Below are 18,254 nucleotides of genomic sequence, written 5' to 3'. Positions count from 1 at the left end.
CTGAGCGTCCAGTCGAAAAAAAGTACTTTTTTAGGGATTGTCTGTTTGGGTATTAGACTTCTAATTAACACAATTAAAAACCCAACACTTATAACCACATAATAAAGGTTCTTTAAAAAAAGTTTTTCGCTTGCCAGGTGGGTAAAACCCAAATCGAAAATGAGAAGGATAATTCCAAATATGCTAAAAATCCCTGAGACTTTATTCAGGTTATATTCCTGATATATTTTTGGCAAAATATTCTTGAAAAATGATGACATCCTATCTTTTGTTATATAGTTCCCTGACGGGTACAGTGATCAAATAATATTATTAGAATTACCACTAAGACTCCAATTATAATTGCTGGCCATTTAAGATGGAAATAGGATTGGTTGTTCCTGGTTTCTGATTTTTTCTGAGGTTTCGCCACAGTACTCTTATTAAGTTGTACTGCAAAGTTAGTTTTAAGGTTATAAGTAGAATATAAAATATACGCCAAGGGAATAAAGATTTTATAAAGATTAGACAAAACGATAACCTACACCACTTTCTGTAATTAAGTGTTTAGGGTTATTAGGATTCTTTTCAAGTTTTTTTCGAAGTTGTGCAACAAAAACCCTGAGATATTGGGTTTCGTTTTGAGAACCCAGGCCCCAAACTTCTTTTAATAAAAATTGATGGGTTAATACTCTACCCTGGTTTTTTGCTAAAAGGGCGATTAAATTATATTCGGTAGCAGTTAATTTTATAATATGCTCATCTCTCTTTACTATTCTTGAGCTTAGATCTATTTCCAAATCGCCTGTAACCAAATTTGGCTGGGAATCGGTATTCAAACTAATTCTCAGGGAAGCTCTAATCCTGGCTAAAAGCTCACCGGTTCTAAATGGTTTGGTAAGATAATCTGATGCTCCATTATCAAGAGCTTTAATGATATCTGCCTCGTCGTCCTGTACAGAAAGTATGATGATAGACTTATCATACCATTCTCTAAGATCTTTTAAAACTAAATGGCCGCTTTTGTCGGGGAGACCCAGGTCTAAAATAACAAGATCGGGAGTATGATTTGCTACAAGATGAACACCTTCTTTACCTGTTTCGGCTAAAACCACTTTATAATCGTTGCTTTCCAGGGTAATTTTGAGCAATTTTCTAATTTGTGGCTCATCATCTATAATAAGAATTTCTGCATTATTCATTTTGATAATGTTTTGGGTCGGTCATTTTTGCAGGAATGGTAATAGTGAATTCTGCACCACCTTCTACTTTATTTCGTAATTCAATTTTGCCATTATGAGCCTGGGCAAATCCCTGGGCTATAGAAAGGCCAAGGCCAGTTCCTCCGGTAACCGATTTTGGTAATCGATAAAATTTTTCAAAAACCCGTTCTATATATTCCTCTGGAAATCCGTTCCCATTATCTGAAATTTTAATAATACAAGCTAGATCTGTTGCTGTGGCATCAATTTTAATCGTGGATCCTTCAGGAGTATATTGAATAGCATTATGAATAATATTATGTAATATCTGTTCAATTAAAGTTCCATCAAATTGAAAAAGGGGCAGGTCTTTAGAATGATAGATTATTCTATGCTTATTGTCGCCTATTTGGTTATGGTCAATCAAATTATAAATAATCTCATTTATATCATACCAATTAAGTTGTAAGCTAATAGCTCCACTTTCTAAACGACTCATATTGAGGAGGTTTTTTACCTGCCCATTTAGTCTATTTCCGGCAATTTCAATTTCATTGTAGAGATCCATGGTGTTTTCTGCAGAAAGCTTTTGCGTATTTTCCTTCAGCGTGTCTACAGATCCAATTATGGCAGCAATGGGTGTTTTTAATTCGTGCGAGAGCGAATTAACCAGCGTATTATATAAATGGATAGTTTTTTCTTTTTCCTTTCTTTTCCTGGCCTGGGCTTCTGCCTTTCTTATTTTGGTTGTAAATACCGCATTCATGACAGCGATCACAAAATACATTAAAAACAGAAGTGCATCTTCAGGGGTGTTTATTTTAAAGGTTAATTGAGGTTGAATAAATAAAAAATTCCAGGTTAAGGCACTCAACTCTGCCACGATCACCACTGGAAGAATCTTAAAAAACATGGCTAAAATAGAAACCATTAAAAGTAAGACTAGTGCCACTACGTGATAACCAATAAAGTCAATAAAGAGATAAAAATAAAAGAGATCAAAAGAACAGCTCCTATTCCAATAAGAAATTGAAGGCTCCTATTTTCATTTATATTTTTAAACAAGTACAATTATTCAGGGTTTAATATTCAAATATACAATGAGAATATCACTAAATATCTTTGATTATATATTTTTGATTTTAGTTTTCTGAAACCGGAAATTAGATGAGGTTTTAATTGTTCATCGGCATTTTTATCTTTAACAACTCTTTCTATCTATATTTGCTAAAAGAAGCCTTTAGAGATGGATGCCCAAAGTATTTCGATAGAAGAAAAGTTGCAAGAGCGAATTAAAGAACTCTCCTGTCTTTACCAGGTTTCGTCTGCCTTAAGAGAATTTGATGGTTCTTATGAAGCTACTTTGAAATCTATTCTGCAAATTCTTAAAAATGCCTGGCGTTTTCCAGAGTTGGCTACTGTAGAGATACAATGTGAATCTTATCATTTAAGCTCCAACCCAATTCCAAAAAAAGCTTATTCCCAGAAAAGTATAATTAAAATTTCTGAAAATGAAGTAGGCTTTATTAAAGTGCATTACCCGGCTTCAGATTTATCTAAAGCGCATTTTCTGGTAGAAGAACAAAGACTTTTGGATAAGATAGCCTATGAGATCGCCCTTTTTTTTGAACGTCAAAATATTAAAATTCAGGAAGAACATCTCAAACTAATAGCCGCAAGAAATGACCGTTTAGCTATATTAGGAGAAATAACCGCGGGAATAGCTCACGAGCTAAATACTCCGCTTGGTAACATCCTGGGGTTCGCCGAATTTATTGAAGAAAAAACTTCTGAAAAACAAACAAAGCGGGATGCACAAAAGATTATTAATTCAGCGATTTATTCCAGGGAGGTAGTAAAAAAACTGATGTTTTTCTCCTGTGATATGCCGCAAGACATTAAAAAAATTGAAGTGGAACCGGTAATTACCCAGGCACTTTCGCTTTTAAAGCCTAATTTTAAGAAAGCGAAAATTCGGTTTAAATTTAATATTCAGGATCCTGCTTTAAAGGCACAGGTGGACCCCATACAACTAACCCAGGTCTTTTTTAACTTGGTAATTAATGCGATTTATTATTCACCCGAAAATTCGCAAATTCTTATTTCGGTTTATAGCGACCAAATGCATTATACTATTGAAATTGCCGATGAAGGAAAAGGAATTGATCCTGAAGTAAAAGATAAAATTTTTGAACCTTTTTATACTACTAAGCCGCTGGGAGAGGGCTCCGGGCTTGGTTTAAGTGTGGTCCACGGCATTATTAAAAGTCATAAAGGAGAAATTAGTATTGCCCCAAACAGCCCAAAAGGGAGTATCTTTAAAATTAAATTACCATTAAACTTCTAAGATGTCTATACGCAAAGAAAACTTACTAATCGTAGATGATGATTACGATATGCTGGAAGTACTGGATCGTCACCTAAAACAGGAGAATTACCATACTTACAAGGCAGGGTCGGTGATGGAAGCTATAGATATTTTAAAGCACAGCAGTATAGATTTATTAATTACCGATCTACAAATGCCGGAAATGAACGGGATGGAATTAGTGAAATACGTAGACGATCATTATCCTGAAATTCCAAAACTTGTAATTACCGGTTATCCTTCTATAGATAATGCACTTACAGCAATAAAATCTGGCGCGTTGGATTATTTGCCAAAACCTTTTACAAAAACCGAGTTACTTACTTCAGTTAAAAAATCTTTAGTTAACCGAACATCAGCGAAAAAAAACTCCTCTACAAACGAAATTAGATCCAATTACGGCGGGATGGTTGGCTCTTCAGCAAAATTTGAAGAATTGGTAGATATTATAGAGAGAGTGAAAAATAATCGGGCTACAATTTTAATAAGAGGGGAGAGCGGTACCGGGAAAGAACTGGTGGCGCGGGCAATTCACTATAAAGGATCTTTTGCCCAAAATCCTTTTATCGCGGTGAATTGTGGTGCTATTCCAGAGAATTTACTGGAATCAGAATTATTTGGCTCCACCAAAGGAGCTTATACCGGTGCTTCAGAAACCCGTGAAGGTTACTTTCAGGCGGCAAATGGCGGTACTATTTTTTTAGATGAAATTGGTACGGCTTCACTGGCGGTTCAGGTTAGATTATTACGTGTACTTCAGGAAAAAGAAGTTCGAAAACTGGGTGCCAGAAATTCAGAAAAAATCCAGGTTCGGGTAATTGCCGCAACTAACAGTGATTTACGCGAAATGGTGGAAAAAGGAACTTTTAGGGAAGATCTTTATTATCGTTTAAATGTGGTAGATATTTTAACACCGCCTTTGCGGGAACGAAAAGAGGATATTTTAGCACTTGCCAAAACTTTTCTGGATAAATACCAGCGAGATTACGGAAAGAGTGGTTTAAAGTTATCTGATAAAACTGTTGAAATTTTAAAACGTTATAATTGGCCGGGGAATATTCGGGAATTAGAGAACGTAATTCAACGGGCCATAATTATGAGTGAAAACGAAATTCTTCCGCAAGATTTACCTCCTTCAATAAAATACCAGGTTCCCGCTGTAGACGAAGAATTAGTTGCTTTAAAGGAAGTCGAAAAAAAGCATATTCTAAAAGTTCTTGCCGCGGTAGATCAAAATAAATCTAAAGCTGCAGAAATCCTTCAAATAGACCGTAAAACCTTACGCGAAAAGATTAAATAAGCTCCGGGTAATTATCTCCCATCCGGGTAATTTCTTTTCAGTAGAGAAAATAAGAAGAATGCTATTTTTATTTTCTTTTCATTGATAATCAATCGATTAAAATTATCCTACTCATTTTTTAATTTTTAGGGCACAGCTTTAGCTTTAAGGTCTTCCAAAATACAGATTCTATGAATATAGTTGAAATGGAAAGACCATCAGTTATGGAGGAGAGCGAAAAGGAGCTACAGCACGCAGGTAGTGAACTTTTTAAAACGCTTTGTTTTAATTGCGATTTAAGGCACCACTGCTCCTGGAAAGACAACCGAAAAATGTATTGTGAACATTTTCAATAAAATTTTAAAAGAATGATAGCGACAAAGTCAATGCCCAAACAAAGTATGTATGATACGGTTATTAAACAGTTTAATAAAACGGCCGAAATCATTGATCTAAACCCGAATATTAAGAAAATACTTGAAATTACCAATAACGAGATAGTGGTACATTTTCCGGTGAAAATGGATAATGGGAAAGTAGAGATTTTTACCGGTTACCGGGTGCAACATAATAATGCCCTGGGACCATATAAAGGCGGTTTACGTTACCACCCAACGGTAGATGTAGATGCTGCCAAAGCCCTTGCCATGTGGATGACCTGGAAAACCTCTTTGGCCGGTTTGCCTTATGGCGGCGCAAAAGGAGGAATCCAGATAGATCCCCGAAATTATTCTGATGCAGAACTGGAACGAATTACCCGTAGATTCACCTATGCCTTAGGCGAAAATATAGGTCCGGAACACGATATTCCTGCACCAGATGTAAATACCAATGCGCAAACCATGGCCTGGATTGCAGATACTTATATGTCTACAATTTCTACTTCAGAACGTTCGCAAAATCAGCACGTAGTAACCGGAAAACCTGTGGGTTCAGGTGGTTTGGAAGGCCGCGACCGCGCTACCGGTTTTGGAGTGTATTTAACCACCAAGGAACTTGTGAAATCTCGGGGAGAATCTTTAAAAGACAAAACATTTATAGTACAGGGATTTGGAAATGTAGGCTATTGGGCTTCAAAGTTCTTGATAGAAGATGGTGCCAAAATGATTGCGGTACAGGATGCGCACGCCACCTTATTTAATGAAGAAGGAATTTCAGTAGAAAAATTATTTGAACATTCGAGTCCACGAAAAGGTTCTATCCAGGGCTTTACTGAAGCAAACGAGATGGATCCTGCAGAATTCTTCGGTTTGGAATGCGATATTTTAATTCCTGCCGCTCTTGGTAACCAGATTACAGGCGATAATGCTTATACAATAAAGGCCACTATAGTTGCTGAAGGAGCTAACGGTCCTACAAACGAAGAAGGTGAAGCGATTCTTTTAGAAAAGGGAATCACCGTGATCCCTGATATTTTATGTAATTCAGGAGGAGTAATAGGTAGTTATTTTGAATGGCTGCAAAATAGAAATGGTGAATTATGGGAGCTTGATGAAGTGATGCAGAAATTAGAGAAAAAATTACTTCAGGTATTTAAAAAAGTTGAAAAAGAAGTTGAAGAACGAAACACCGACTGGAGAACAGCGGCTTATATTCTGGCTATTTCCAGGATAGAGACTGCTTATAACCAGCGCGGTATTTTTCCTTAATTAATTGTGGTGAAGAAATGAAATATGATGTCATTATAATTGAAGAGGTAGAATATGAGCTTTTAAAGCGTATAGTTTCCATGGCGCAATATTATAAAGATAATAGTTATCGTGCCTCCATAGAAAAACTAAAGAACGAGCTTGATTTAGCTAAAATTGTGAGTGAAAAAAATATGCCTGAAGATGTGGTGAGATTCAACTCTAAAGTTGAAATCGCTACTCCCTTTGGTGTAAATAGAACATACCAGATTGTCACTCCAGATCATAGCAATATCAAAGAAAATAAGATTTCTATACTTGCTCCTATGGGCCTGGCTTTATTTGGTTATGCGCAGGGAGATGAGGTAGAATGGGAATTTCCTACGGGCAAAAACCTTATCAATATTATAAAAGTGGAGCAAATGAAGAGGGAAGTAAAAATGCAAAAATAAAGGAAGATGATGGAAAAATTTCAGGAACATCATAATGATGAAGAAATACAAATTTTAAGTATCCAATCGGAATCAGAAGACTGGGAAGACCGCCTTGTTATTATTAGTGAGGAAATTGATTTCTTTAGCAATATTCTGGGATCGGGCTTGAAGGAAACTGTAAGTGTAGCGATAAATAAAGAAGATGCCTCTTATTTAAAGAAGCAACTTGAGCTAATAAATAAAGCAAATGAGTTTCACTTAAGCACTTTCTTCGATTACAAAAATAAACTGGAAGGCTTAAAAGAATGTGACGATGTGCAATGTGAAAACTTTTACTTAAAAGATCACCTGGTTTTTAAAACTACGCTTCGCAAACATTTTAAAGATTTTCGACAGCTTAAAGCTTTAATCTTTAAATTCTTAAAAGTTAGTTTCAACTAGTTTTTAAATTAGACTGTGTTTGGTTGACTAATTTGGGGCGGTTTTAACCGCCCTTTTTTTGTAATAAAATTCAGGGGTTATTGTTTAAAGTGCTTTCGGAGGGGACGACCGGAATTTCAACTTTATAGTGTTTACAGGTCCTCCCAAAGGGGTGAAATTTATTGGTCACCGAATTGGTCTCGCTTTAACAAACTTTAACGTTTCGACTCATGTTTTCTAGACATTTTCAAGTTAAAATATACCATTCTTTTTTAAAATAAATTCAACTCAATATGGCCAAAATATTAAAACTTAAATCAGTTGAAGATCTTTCATTATGGATACCAAATGAGGATTCGTGTTGGCGTTAAACTCTTCTCTCAAATCTTTTAGTCTTTTTTCAATCGCACTTTTACTGCTGGGCTTTATATTCAGAGTTTTTAATTCCTCTTGCATTTGATCCTGGGTAAGTCCGTTGGAAAGAAATTTTACAATATTGATCTCAAAATCGTTTAGAACTAATAAATTATTTTGGTTTAAAGCCTTCTCTATTGCTGGGGAGTTATAAGTTTGCCCTTCCCATAGTTTTTCGATCGCTATTTTTAGTTCTTTTAATCCTCTGCGATCTTTACAAACATAGCCGTCTATATTACCAGATTCCCATAATTCTCTTACCGTTTGGGGATGATCTTCTATAGAATTCACAAGAACTTTAAGATCGGGATATTCAGATTTTAAAAGAGCGATCAATTCTTTACCTGATTTGATCTTTTCATCCCAATGATCTTCTTTAAATGAGAGATCGCAAACAAGTAAATCGAAAGGTTCGTCATCTTGTGAGGCTTTTTTTGCCAAAAGCCATGCCTTGTCACAGTATTGCGCGTGAGTTATTTCCGGAATATTCAATTCATTTAAAATAGATGCTACAGCGTGGTTAATGCTGTCCATATCTTCTGCAACTAATACCTTTTTAAACATAGCCTTAATCTATAATGGAATTTGGATGAGTATTTTTAAACCACTTTCTTGTTCGGTATCAAATTTAAGTTTTCCATTTATAGAAAAAATACGGTTTTCCATATTTTGAACGCCATTTCCTGATTTAAGGCTTTCATTTTTAACACCAATCCCGTTATCGGAATATTGAATTTTTAATAGATTCTTTTCAGAAGAAAATATAATTGCCACCAAACTTGCTTTGCTGTGTTTATTCATATTGACCATGATTTCCTGCAAAGCCCTGTAAATAACGAGTTTCTTTTCGGTATTCAAATCATTCCAGGCAATGGTTTTTTCCCCGCTTAAAATAAGTCTGGCATCTCTGGGACAATTAGAAGATAGCGATGACACTAGCTGATCGAGATATCCCTCCCCGGTATTAATTTCATTGTTTTCCCTGGAAATATTTCGGGTGCGGTTATAAATATGTTCAATTCTGTCCATCGTTGCTGTAGGCGCAATTGCTTCCAGGCTACTCATCACATTATAAACATCATTGGCCAGCTCATCGTGGATCTTCTTAGAGATCCTGGTTTCTGTTTTATGGGTCTCGCGAATCTTCTCTTTTCTATGTTTTTCTCTTAGATAATAAACGATGAAAATTGCTAATGTAATTGCAAGTATTGCGATAAATATCAAGATGTAATTCCGAGTTCTAATCTTCTGGTTTTCTAAGGCCTGTACAGCCGCCGAAGCCTCTAAGCCGGAAATCTGCTGTTGTTTTCGTTCCTCATCAAATTTTATTTTGGCAAAGGTATTTTTGGCCTGTAAGTTTATCTTCTTTAAACTATCGCTAAGCTGAATATAGTCTGAAATATAATCCTTGTCGCCAGGAGTAATTACGAGAAGTTGTTTTAATGCATCTATTTGAGCCTGGAGATTGTTATTTTCCTTAGCGGCATTCAACCATTTTTCAGAATATTCAAGAGCTAAATTTTTATTAGTCTTTTCGTAATACTTCGCTAAATTCTCATAACTTGATACAATTCCAGTATTATCATTTGAAGATTTTCTCCATTCCAGAGCTTTTAGCAATCCTGGAGAAACATCCTTATCATTATTTTCTAACCATTTCGTAAATTCCAGATTGTTTAAATATCTTGCTTTAGAACTGTAGTCATTCTCAGAAACCTTGGAATAGCTTTCCTTAAAAATTGAAATTGCTTTCTCGTAATTTTCTAAGTCCCGATATACTAATCCAATGTTGTTTTTATAGGTTAAACTATCATCTAAATTAGAGGCGTAACGAAGGGCATTTTCATATTCCTTAAGGGCATCTTTATAAAAGCCCTGATTTCGATATGCAATCGCTATAATGTTATGCGCACTGCTTAGATACTGAAGATCTTTTTCTTTATTAAGATGGCGTAAAGCTTCAGTAGCTGATTCCTGGCTTCCAGTATAATCCTGCATCCTACTTTGAGCTATTGCCATTTCCAGGCTTCTACGTGCTGCTTTTGCACCATCCCCTAATTGAAGATAGCTTTTACGTGCCTCAAAAGCATATAGAAAAACTTTTTCCTGATCATCTAAATCACGGTTAATAACTGCTTTTCGGTAAAGCGCAAGAGCGAGCCACTCTGTATCTTTTTTGAAAGTAGCCAATCGCTCAAGACTATCTGCAAAAATAAGCGCGCTATCATATTCCTTTAAACGCTGATGATAATATATTTTATAGTCTAAGAGGAGAGGGTAAAGGGTGTCGTTTTTATCCGCGATGCTTTGAAGTGCCTTATTGAAATTAGAGATTTTTCCCCTGATTTCTTTGGAATTTTTTCCCTTTTCAAAATAGGTAAATGAAGAATCTGTCTTGGTTTGTTCATAAGACTCAGAAGACATCTTTTCATTGGTGCAGGAGCAAAGCAGGAAGAAACATAAAATGCTATAAAAATGAAGGAGGGGGCGTAGGTCCATAAAGCGAAATTAAATAAAAGCCGCTAAAAAATAACGGCCTGGCTTATTATATTAATTAGCGTCGGCTGGTGTTTTGCAGGTTTATAGTAGTATTTTTTTTCAGCATTAATTCTCTCACGTCATAGTTTGGCGTCCTTTCCTTTCATCTTTGAAAATATAAGTAGCGAAGTTAATAGCTTCGTGTTGTTTAATGTTAAGAATAGATCCGCTTCAGTCTGTGACTTTTCCAATATGTAGGGGTAAAGGAAAATTAAAGGACGAAGCGGAATCTTATTCTGATTACAAAACCGAAAGTAATATTACTATGAACTATAAGAATAACAAGGAGCCGGATTTTTTGCTGTGAGGGTTAGTTTCTGTAATGCCTTTTTAGGAATTGATGAGTATATTAAAAAAATAATAGTAATTAATTAATATTCAATGGTATCGGAATAAATTCAATAAAAAATGCGGATTTCCGTAATAAATCCTTAAAATTAATTTTATCTTTAACAAGATTTTAAGTCCCTACCCTCAAAATCCCCAAATAACGAAACCAGAACATGAAGCCTGCTTCAACCTATTCAGAAATTTCTGAAGGAGCTCTTCTTTTGCATCAACAAATCGTAGGGTTAGCAAAAGAAAATCCTGAAATCCAATCTTTATATAAAGGCTGTCAATTGCTGTTCAGTCCGCTTTTGGAGCGACCAAAGATCCTTTTGATCGGGTATAATCCCGGAGGAGGATACTTCAACTGGCATGGTGAAATTATGGAAGAATTCACGCAATCTGCTCTATTCCCTTTTTTAATCAATATGAACACAAACCATGAAACAAGAAAAAAATACAAATAAGGTTATTAAATCCCTATTTCCAATTCATTCAATGATTTTTGATAATATAAAAAAATCTCAAGTTATATCCGAAACCATATTAGAAGGGGGAAATATCCTTAAAATACAAGCGGAACTAAATAAAAAAAGAGCAGAGGCAGAAATGAATGAATTAAACGCCAAAGTAAGTCAGGAACTTGCCATTGCTCATCGTATTGCAAATGCCGTTGATGTTGAAATAGAAGAAATTTACGAGGATGATAATAGTGGAAAGGTAGTAGGTAATTTCAATGAAAAAAATCCCAATATAGAATTGGGTGGCGAGAACAGAAAAGTTGCTAAGAGAATATATAGGTTTAAAGGTAATATTACAACGTAGGAAGTATAATATAAGAGTAACTAAATAAAATAATAATTTTAAAAATATTGAATATGCAACAGAAAATTGATCCAGACGGTGAAGTATGTAATCACGATGATTATTTCTTTAATGGGGTTTGTTACGAGTGTAATAATTGCGGATATGAATGGGGATGTATAGAAGAAGACGAGGAGAATTAGTGTTTAATTTTATATAAAATAAATCGAGTAATGGTTACTCTGGATATCAAAAAAATACGAAAAGAGAAGTTACTAAAAGAAAAATATGGTCCTCCTGATTCCACATTTTATGATAAAAAGATCAGATTCCATAATGCCTTTAAGTAACCACACCTTATTGCTATTTACATCCAAATGTGTTCAAACAGAAATAAAAAATGCACTTTGATGGATTATGTTTTAAAATCCACTCAGCAAACCCTGTTGCGCCAATGAAGATTTAGGAATTAATGAATAATTATATTCAGTTTTTGAATGAGAGTTGAATTTTCCTACGATAACTTCCAGGATCCACACATTTACTAATTGAATATATAATGCATTAGCCTAATTCTTAGATTTAATAAAGAGAAGTATTTTAGAAATGAATAATTGATTATTATATTAATTAAACAAATGAGTGAGATTTCCAATATTATCAAGTATACCTTTAGTTTATGCTCAAACAAGCTTAATTTTTTCGGTGATGTGTATCTAGAAGAAGAAGGACAGCTACTATCATACGATGAAAAACGGATTATAGGTAGAAATGCTTACAATAAATTACTAATTGAGACTAATGCTGCATTTGAAGAGGAAGAAAATTTAATAGAAGCCGAAAACAATTTATTGCTTGCTTTCGTCTTTAGTTTTTCAGACGATCAATCAAATTTCTGGGAAAGCAAAAATCTAAATTTTTATGAATCACTTCTAATAGTTGAGGAAGGTATTATTAATTCATCAACTATAGAGAATGAAAGTAACGGAAAGACAGATTACCAACAGGCAATTATATTATGGGAAGATATCGATCTTGTAGAGCTTATGTATTCGGACGATGAAGAATGTTTTTTTAGGTTTTATTATAAGAATGAAACTCATCATTCAGATATATACACGGGCGAATTTTGTACAGATGATTTAGAAACTTGTAGAATTTTAAATGATCTTTTCAATGAAATTGTAGATTATAAAAAACAAATCAGTTTTGCTTCCATCAATGAACATAATGAATCAAAAACAAAAATTATAGATCTGATTGAAAATAATAATTTTAAGGAAGCCTTAAATACCTTGGATGATTTTAGAAACACATATGAAGTTGAAGACATATCCTATGAAAACACTATATTTTACTATATAAATAGGACCTTATCCTTAATCAATTTGGAAGAATTTGAAGAAGCTTTAAAAGTAATTGATAGATACATTGAAAAATATCCTGATAATGACGAGGCGCCTCCATATTCTTATGAACTGAAGGGTGAAATTTTAATGAAAACAAATAACTTTTTACCGGCAATAAATTATTTAGCTAAAAGCGAAGAGAATTATGAGGAAGCGAAGTATAAAAAAGACGCTTTTATTCTAAAAGAGGAATCCTATAGTAAACTCAAGCAAGTCTTTTCAGATATTTCGTATAATCAACGCAAATTAATTTTTATTGGAGAAGATATCCACTCTACAAAATCGAATGAAATTGTTATTTTAAAGAAAAATGACCTTCCATTAAATATCAAATTTCCTATAGGACATCCGCATCTTAACGAGATATATACCTGCCACCCTCATAAGCAAAACCTTTATCTACCTTTAAAGGATTATAGTGAAGAACTTTTTCTCGACAGAATAAATGAATTTAGTTATCTCCTCCAATGCCTGGGCGCTAAAAGTTTAGAAATTTCTAGTTCTAAAAGTAACTCTTCAGATCAAAAGGCGACATCCAGTACCGAAGTAGACGCCAAAATTGACTATAAAATTAACAGCGCTCATGTTAACTATAAAGGAGAGAATACCGAAAACACCTTGATTGATGGAAAATTAAAAATTTCAAAGAAACAAGTTTTCAAACCAGTCAAAGCCCCTTTTGTTCCAACAAATTTAATCTGGTACCATTCTGACCTAAATTGGCAAAGATTAGTTGATCAAAGATTAAATGGTAACATTATGGCACATAATGAAATAATTTCTAGTTCTCAGAGTGAAAATATTTCTTCTCATGAGTTGAAACAAATTGATGCTGAATTAAAATTATTATTGCCCAAAATTGGAGTTACCTATAATGGTGAGAACGAAATTGCTACATCTTCGAAAAACACACATGAATGGATCCTAACTGTTGAATTTGAGGATGTCGAGAATTTGCAGCCAAATAAAAACATTGAATCTAAACTTTTAATTGACGAAAACAATAATAATAAGGAGATCGATACAAATTTGAAAAAGTATAGAGAAGATGTGTTGGTTATGATTGAGGATGATGGAATCATAGATGATATGGAAAGGAATATTTTGAACCGAAAAATAAAAAGGTATGGTATATCCGAAGAAGATGCGTTAATTATCGAAAATGAAATACTGACAACAGGTTATGCTGAAAATGAGTTGAATTATATTCAAGAAATAAAGGAATTTTTAGAAGACGGTGGAATAAGTAACATTGAAAGGAAAATTTTAGATCGATACGCCCTGAAATTTGGCGTAGATAAAGACAAACAAATAGAAATAGATAAAATCTTTATTAATTAACCTATATATTATTAAAAAATCTTCTAGGCCTTCACTACCCAATCTTGTTTGCATTATACCACTATTGAAATAATATTTAATAGTTAAATGTTTTTTGGAAGATTTGAATCTTAAGATTTATATAAGTCCGATTTACTATTTCGAAGAAGTTCTAGAGGGATGTTTCATTTTTAATTGTTAGTGATGACTAATATTTTTCTTCAAAACGACAGGTTCTAGCTTTTGGACTTATTATTTTTAAGAGTTATCTATAAACTATTTAACATGCCGTCTCCAAGATATCTAACTAAATCCCGTTTTAAACTGGCCCTAGATTGTCCTACCAAACTTTATTATACCCGTAAGGAAGAGTATAAAAATAAGAGCGATTCCGATTCATTCCTGGAGGCACTTGCACAAGGTGGGTTTCAGGTTGAAGAACTCGCAAGAATGGATTATCCCGATGGCATTGCCATTATTGGAGATGATTATAATTACGACCTGCTGGCTGAAAAAACACGAAAACTTCTTGAACAGGAAAATATAACAATCTTTGAACCTGCATTCCTGGTCGATAACCTTTTTGTAAGGGTAGATATACTTGTGAAAAAAGGAAATAATATCAAACTTATTGAGGTAAAAGCCAAGTCCATCAGGAGTGTAGATCATCAATCCTTTATTAAATCAAATGGGAAACTGGGCGGTGGCTGGGACCTTTACTTATATGATATTGCTTTTCAAAAATATGTTATTCAGTGTTGCTATCCTGAATGGGACATATCTTCCTATCTTAAACTTGCCGATAAAGATGCCGTAACCACTGTAGATGGACTGCATCAATGCTTTAAAGTTATTTCCAACTCAGATTTGCGCACAGGTATCGAGAAAAAAGAAGGGCTTACCAAAGCAGATCTGGGTAATCCTATTTTATTTGACATCAATGTTGATGAAGAGATAGATCTGATCCTGAATCAGAATCCGGTGGATGATACCCGCTCTTTTCAAGAAACTGTAGAACATTTCAGAGTGCATTACCGGGAGGATTCTAAACTGTTTACTGAGATAGGCCCGCATTGTAAAGGCTGTGAGTTTATCACAGAGAATCATTCCAATGGCTTCAAAAGCGGTTTTCATGAATGCTGGCAGGAGCAATTACAGATATCAAAGGAAAGGATCGATCAGCCCAAAGTTTATGATGTCTGGTATAATCCGGCAAAACAGGCTATTGAAGAGGGTCGTTACTTCATGGATGAGTTAACCGAAAATGATATTGATATTCGGCCGGCAGCAGGAAAGTTAAGCCGGTCTGAGCGACAGTGGCTCCAGGTAGAAAAACATCAGGAACAGGATGATTCTCCTTATTTTGATATTGATAACCTGCGGGAAGAACTGGGTTCCTGGAAATATCCGCTGAATTTTATCGATTTTGAAACTACTGCGGTGGCAATTCCATTTGTAGCCGGAATGCATCCATATGAGCAGCTGGCATTCCAATTTAGCCATCATACTGTTTACGAAGATGGAACGGTAGAGCATTTCAGCGAGTACCTGAATACTGAAATTGGAGCTTTTCCAAATTTCGATTTTATTAGGGCGTTAAAGAATTCCTTATCACAGAATGATGGCAGTATTTTCAGGTATCATAATCATGAGAACACCATAGTAAATGTGGTCTATAATCAGTTACTCACCTCTGATGAACCGGACAAACAGGAGTTATTGGATTTTATAGAAACTATTAGCCACAACACTGGTAAAAATGCAAAAATATGGTGTGGTGATAGGGATATGATAGATCTTCAAAAGACCGTGGTAAATTATTATTACGATCCTGTGACCGGCGGATCAAACTCAATCAAAGCAATTCTCCCAGCGGTTCTGCATTCCAGTGAATTCCTGCAGAAAAAATACCAGCAGCCAATAGCCAATTTAAATCTCACCAGCAGGAATTTTACAGATGATCATGTATTTCTGAAGTTCGAGAACGGAAAGCCGGTTAGCCCATATAAGGCATTACCCTCGGTCTTTGATGGCTGGGATAATGAACAATTAGAAAAAGTTTCGGAAAGCCTTACTGAAATCAAGGATGGAGGAGCCGCTCTCTTCGCCTACCAAAAATTACAGTTTAAGGATGTACCTAGAATTGAAAGAAAAGCGATCAGGGAAAGTTTACTCAGGTATTGTGAACTAGATACTCTGGCAATGGTGATGATCTATGAGTACTTTAGAGAAAAATGTAAAAAAGAATTAAACATTCCGAATTAATCAATCTTAATCACACATGAAAAATTGGATACAATCTATTTTAGGAATCGATAAATTAAGAGAAAACAATCTCGAAAACCTAGAGAACCAAAAACTTTTAACTGCGCAAAATGAGAAACTAATAGCAGAAATATCATATCTCAAAGCCAATCCAACGAAAACAGAGATAAAATATCTAAATGCTCAAAACCCTGAAAATGAAGAAGAGGGACATGAAATTAAATTGCCTATCATTCGTAAATTTAGTTTAGGAGGTAAAAATGAAAATAACCAAATTAGCTTTTCACTTAAGGAAAGTGAATTAATTTCAAAAGACTTCTTTGAAATTGGACATTCGCAAGAGGGACAATACCAGCTTTCTTCGATGATGTCAAGCTTAGCATCTACCGGAGCCTCCATAGGGGGAGCTGCGACCCAATCTACAAAAGGTCTATTTCAAGCAACTGTTAGTCCTGATAAATTAATAAGATATCAAAATGGTACTTTTGGTTCTATTACCCGAGGTGGAAATGGCCAATTTCAACAACATGCTGGGTTCACCCAGGCAGGCGGATCTGCCTTCAATCCTCTGCTGGCAATTCAGTTTGCCAGTATCCTGACAGGCCAGTATTATTTTAATGGTATTACCACCCAATTAAATAAAGTACTAGATAAACTAGATAACCTTGAAAGAATGCATCATATTGAAAGAGAGGCTAAAATGAAATATGCCTTTCATCAATTGCAGAAATACAGTAACAAATCAGCTTTTACTATAGAAGATTTTGTAAACCTGAAACAAATATCATACGACTTACAGGTTATCAGAAATGAATATTTCATTGCTAGCAAAGAAGCTATTAACTCACTTATCCAATTTGTGCGACCAGAAAATTTTGAATTAGAACAAGGAGAATTAGATTTGAGTGACGCAAACAATTTAGAAAAAGCTCTTATTAGTTTGAAGGGAGGAGTAAATGGCGCTGTAGATAAAGTTTCAACATCCAGCATTGGCCGTCGTTGGAAATCCGTTAGTGGTTCTGTGGGGAAGGTGCTTTCAAATTCAAAAGGTAAAGTGAAAAAGATTAATAATAAGATAGATGATTTGGCTCCTTTCTACACCTTTAAGTCTGCTATCACTGCAGAAGAACTTTACCAAATTTCAAGACTGATTGAATTAAAAATGAATCTCGCTGTAAAGGACTTATCAGGTGACAGGATAGCTAAAATAGGAGAACTGAAAGCTGAATTAAGCAGTTTTAAAAAAGAAGATTTACTACATAGCTCCTTAGATAAAGAAGTGAAAAACTTTCAGAAAATCATACTTACCAGATTTACAGAATTAAAATCAGAAAGTAATATTGACAAGGCAGATATTCAGTCTTTGATTCAGACCGCTCAGGAACAATTCGACCTTCTTGGTGACATTAATAAAAAGAGTATAGAGACGGTTCATTCTTTAAACTTAGAGGCATTAAACAGTTTCTCCAGAGAATCTGAAGTACTTATAGATAACAGAGGTCCAGAGCCTAAATTATATATGAAGGCTGGCTAATATTCATCGGTTAAACAAATTAAAAAATGAAAAAACTTATAGAAGCTCGAATTGAGGAAATGGAAAATCTTTTAGAGGATTTCGACTATGATGATGACGAAAAACTACAGGATTTATATTATCAAATTCAGGATATGTTTGGTAATGCTTGGGAAGGTGAATTTGACGATAAAAAATTACAGGAACTCGAAATTTTGCAGAATCGGTTTGACAGGCTTAATAAAGAATGGGAAACACCAGATGAGCGTAGAGATGCAACCTTAAATATGATGTTTCCTGATGAAGACAGCAGGGAAGGGTTTGATGTTGATGATTTCTTTGGATTAGATTAAT

At 34.7% G+C, this 18,254-nt stretch carries 17 protein-coding genes; 13 read left to right on the top strand and 4 right to left on the bottom strand.

The genetic code is table 11. From position 1 onward, the window contains the following. Window positions 1-503: 503 nt before the first annotated feature. Together APB85_RS13380 and APB85_RS13375 are read right to left on the bottom strand one after the other, a co-directional pair. Window positions 504-1,181: a response regulator gene (locus APB85_RS13380; RefSeq protein ID WP_057481930.1), complete on the bottom strand. Its 678-nt coding sequence runs from the start codon at window positions 1,179-1,181 to the stop codon at window positions 504-506. Further along, entirely contained in the window at window positions 1,174-2,112 is a 939-nt protein-coding gene (locus tag APB85_RS13375) for a sensor histidine kinase (RefSeq protein ID WP_083482205.1), read from the bottom strand. The genes APB85_RS13380 and APB85_RS13375 overlap by 8 nt, the downstream gene beginning before the upstream one ends. Window positions 2,113-2,427: 315 nt before the next feature. Between APB85_RS13375 and APB85_RS13370 the strand changes: the two genes are divergently transcribed. From APB85_RS13370 to APB85_RS13350, 6 genes are all read left to right on the top strand, one after another. Continuing rightward, the gene (locus APB85_RS13370) at window positions 2,428-3,528 is read left to right on the top strand and encodes a sensor histidine kinase (RefSeq protein WP_057481928.1); all 1,101 of its coding nucleotides are present in this window, start codon (window positions 2,428-2,430) and stop codon (window positions 3,526-3,528) included. A gap of 1 nt (window position 3,529) precedes the next feature. Beyond that, window positions 3,530-4,849, top strand: a complete 1,320-nt coding sequence (locus APB85_RS13365; protein WP_057481927.1) for a sigma-54-dependent transcriptional regulator — start codon at window positions 3,530-3,532, stop codon at window positions 4,847-4,849. A gap of 170 nt (window positions 4,850-5,019) precedes the next feature. Beyond that, window positions 5,020-5,184 (top strand): hypothetical protein, encoded by a 165-nt coding sequence (locus APB85_RS17370; protein WP_160319248.1) that lies wholly within the window; start codon window positions 5,020-5,022, stop codon window positions 5,182-5,184. A gap of 12 nt (window positions 5,185-5,196) precedes the next feature. Then, window positions 5,197-6,477 (top strand): Glu/Leu/Phe/Val family dehydrogenase, encoded by a 1,281-nt coding sequence (locus APB85_RS13360; RefSeq protein ID WP_057481926.1) that lies wholly within the window; start codon window positions 5,197-5,199, stop codon window positions 6,475-6,477. 17 nt (window positions 6,478-6,494) lie between these two features. Continuing rightward, on the top strand, window positions 6,495-6,908 hold the full coding sequence (locus APB85_RS13355) for a GreA/GreB family elongation factor (RefSeq protein ID WP_057481925.1): 414 nt from the start codon (window positions 6,495-6,497) through the stop codon (window positions 6,906-6,908). Window positions 6,909-6,914: 6 nt separating this feature from the next. Further along, window positions 6,915-7,331, top strand: a complete 417-nt coding sequence (locus APB85_RS13350) for a hypothetical protein (RefSeq protein WP_057481924.1) — start codon at window positions 6,915-6,917, stop codon at window positions 7,329-7,331. Between the two features lie 291 nt (window positions 7,332-7,622). Here APB85_RS13350 and APB85_RS13345 read toward each other — a convergent pair whose 3' ends face one another. Both APB85_RS13345 and APB85_RS13340 read right to left on the bottom strand, forming a co-directional pair. Beyond that, window positions 7,623-8,288 (bottom strand): response regulator, encoded by a 666-nt coding sequence (locus APB85_RS13345; RefSeq protein ID WP_057481923.1) that lies wholly within the window; start codon window positions 8,286-8,288, stop codon window positions 7,623-7,625. Window positions 8,289-8,297: 9 nt separating this feature from the next. Further along, the gene (locus APB85_RS13340; protein ID WP_229792182.1) at window positions 8,298-10,148 is read right to left on the bottom strand and encodes an ATP-binding protein; all 1,851 of its coding nucleotides are present in this window, start codon (window positions 10,146-10,148) and stop codon (window positions 8,298-8,300) included. A gap of 617 nt (window positions 10,149-10,765) precedes the next feature. On the opposite strand from APB85_RS13340, the gene APB85_RS13335 reads away from it, so the two are divergent. From APB85_RS13335 to APB85_RS13310, 7 genes are all read left to right on the top strand, one after another. Beyond that, window positions 10,766-11,056, top strand: a complete 291-nt coding sequence (locus APB85_RS13335) for a hypothetical protein (RefSeq protein ID WP_057481921.1) — start codon at window positions 10,766-10,768, stop codon at window positions 11,054-11,056. After that, entirely contained in the window at window positions 11,031-11,414 is a 384-nt protein-coding gene (locus APB85_RS13330; RefSeq protein WP_057481920.1) for a hypothetical protein, read from the top strand. The genes APB85_RS13335 and APB85_RS13330 overlap by 26 nt, the downstream gene beginning before the upstream one ends. A 53-nt stretch (window positions 11,415-11,467) precedes the next feature. Then, window positions 11,468-11,596: a hypothetical protein gene (locus APB85_RS17610; RefSeq protein WP_262506252.1), complete on the top strand. Its 129-nt coding sequence runs from the start codon at window positions 11,468-11,470 to the stop codon at window positions 11,594-11,596. Between the two features lie 435 nt (window positions 11,597-12,031). Then, complete coding sequence (locus APB85_RS13325) at window positions 12,032-14,143, top strand: tetratricopeptide repeat protein (RefSeq protein WP_057481919.1); 2,112 nt, start codon at window positions 12,032-12,034, stop codon at window positions 14,141-14,143. A 264-nt stretch (window positions 14,144-14,407) separates the two neighbouring features. Continuing rightward, a complete protein-coding gene (locus APB85_RS13320; RefSeq protein ID WP_057481918.1) occupies window positions 14,408-16,387 on the top strand; it encodes a DUF2779 domain-containing protein in 1,980 nt (659 codons plus the stop codon). 16 nt (window positions 16,388-16,403) lie between these two features. Beyond that, on the top strand, window positions 16,404-17,921 hold the full coding sequence (locus APB85_RS13315; protein ID WP_057481917.1) for a hypothetical protein: 1,518 nt from the start codon (window positions 16,404-16,406) through the stop codon (window positions 17,919-17,921). A gap of 26 nt (window positions 17,922-17,947) precedes the next feature. Next, entirely contained in the window at window positions 17,948-18,253 is a 306-nt protein-coding gene (locus APB85_RS13310; RefSeq protein WP_057481916.1) for a hypothetical protein, read from the top strand. The last annotated feature ends 1 nt before the right edge of the window (window position 18,254 follow it).

The organism is Salegentibacter mishustinae, assembly GCF_002900095.1.
GTDB classification, from domain to species: domain Bacteria; phylum Bacteroidota; class Bacteroidia; order Flavobacteriales; family Flavobacteriaceae; genus Salegentibacter; species Salegentibacter mishustinae.
The sequence above is the reverse complement of the archived record's forward strand: the minus strand, read 5'-3'. Positions and strand labels throughout refer to the sequence as shown.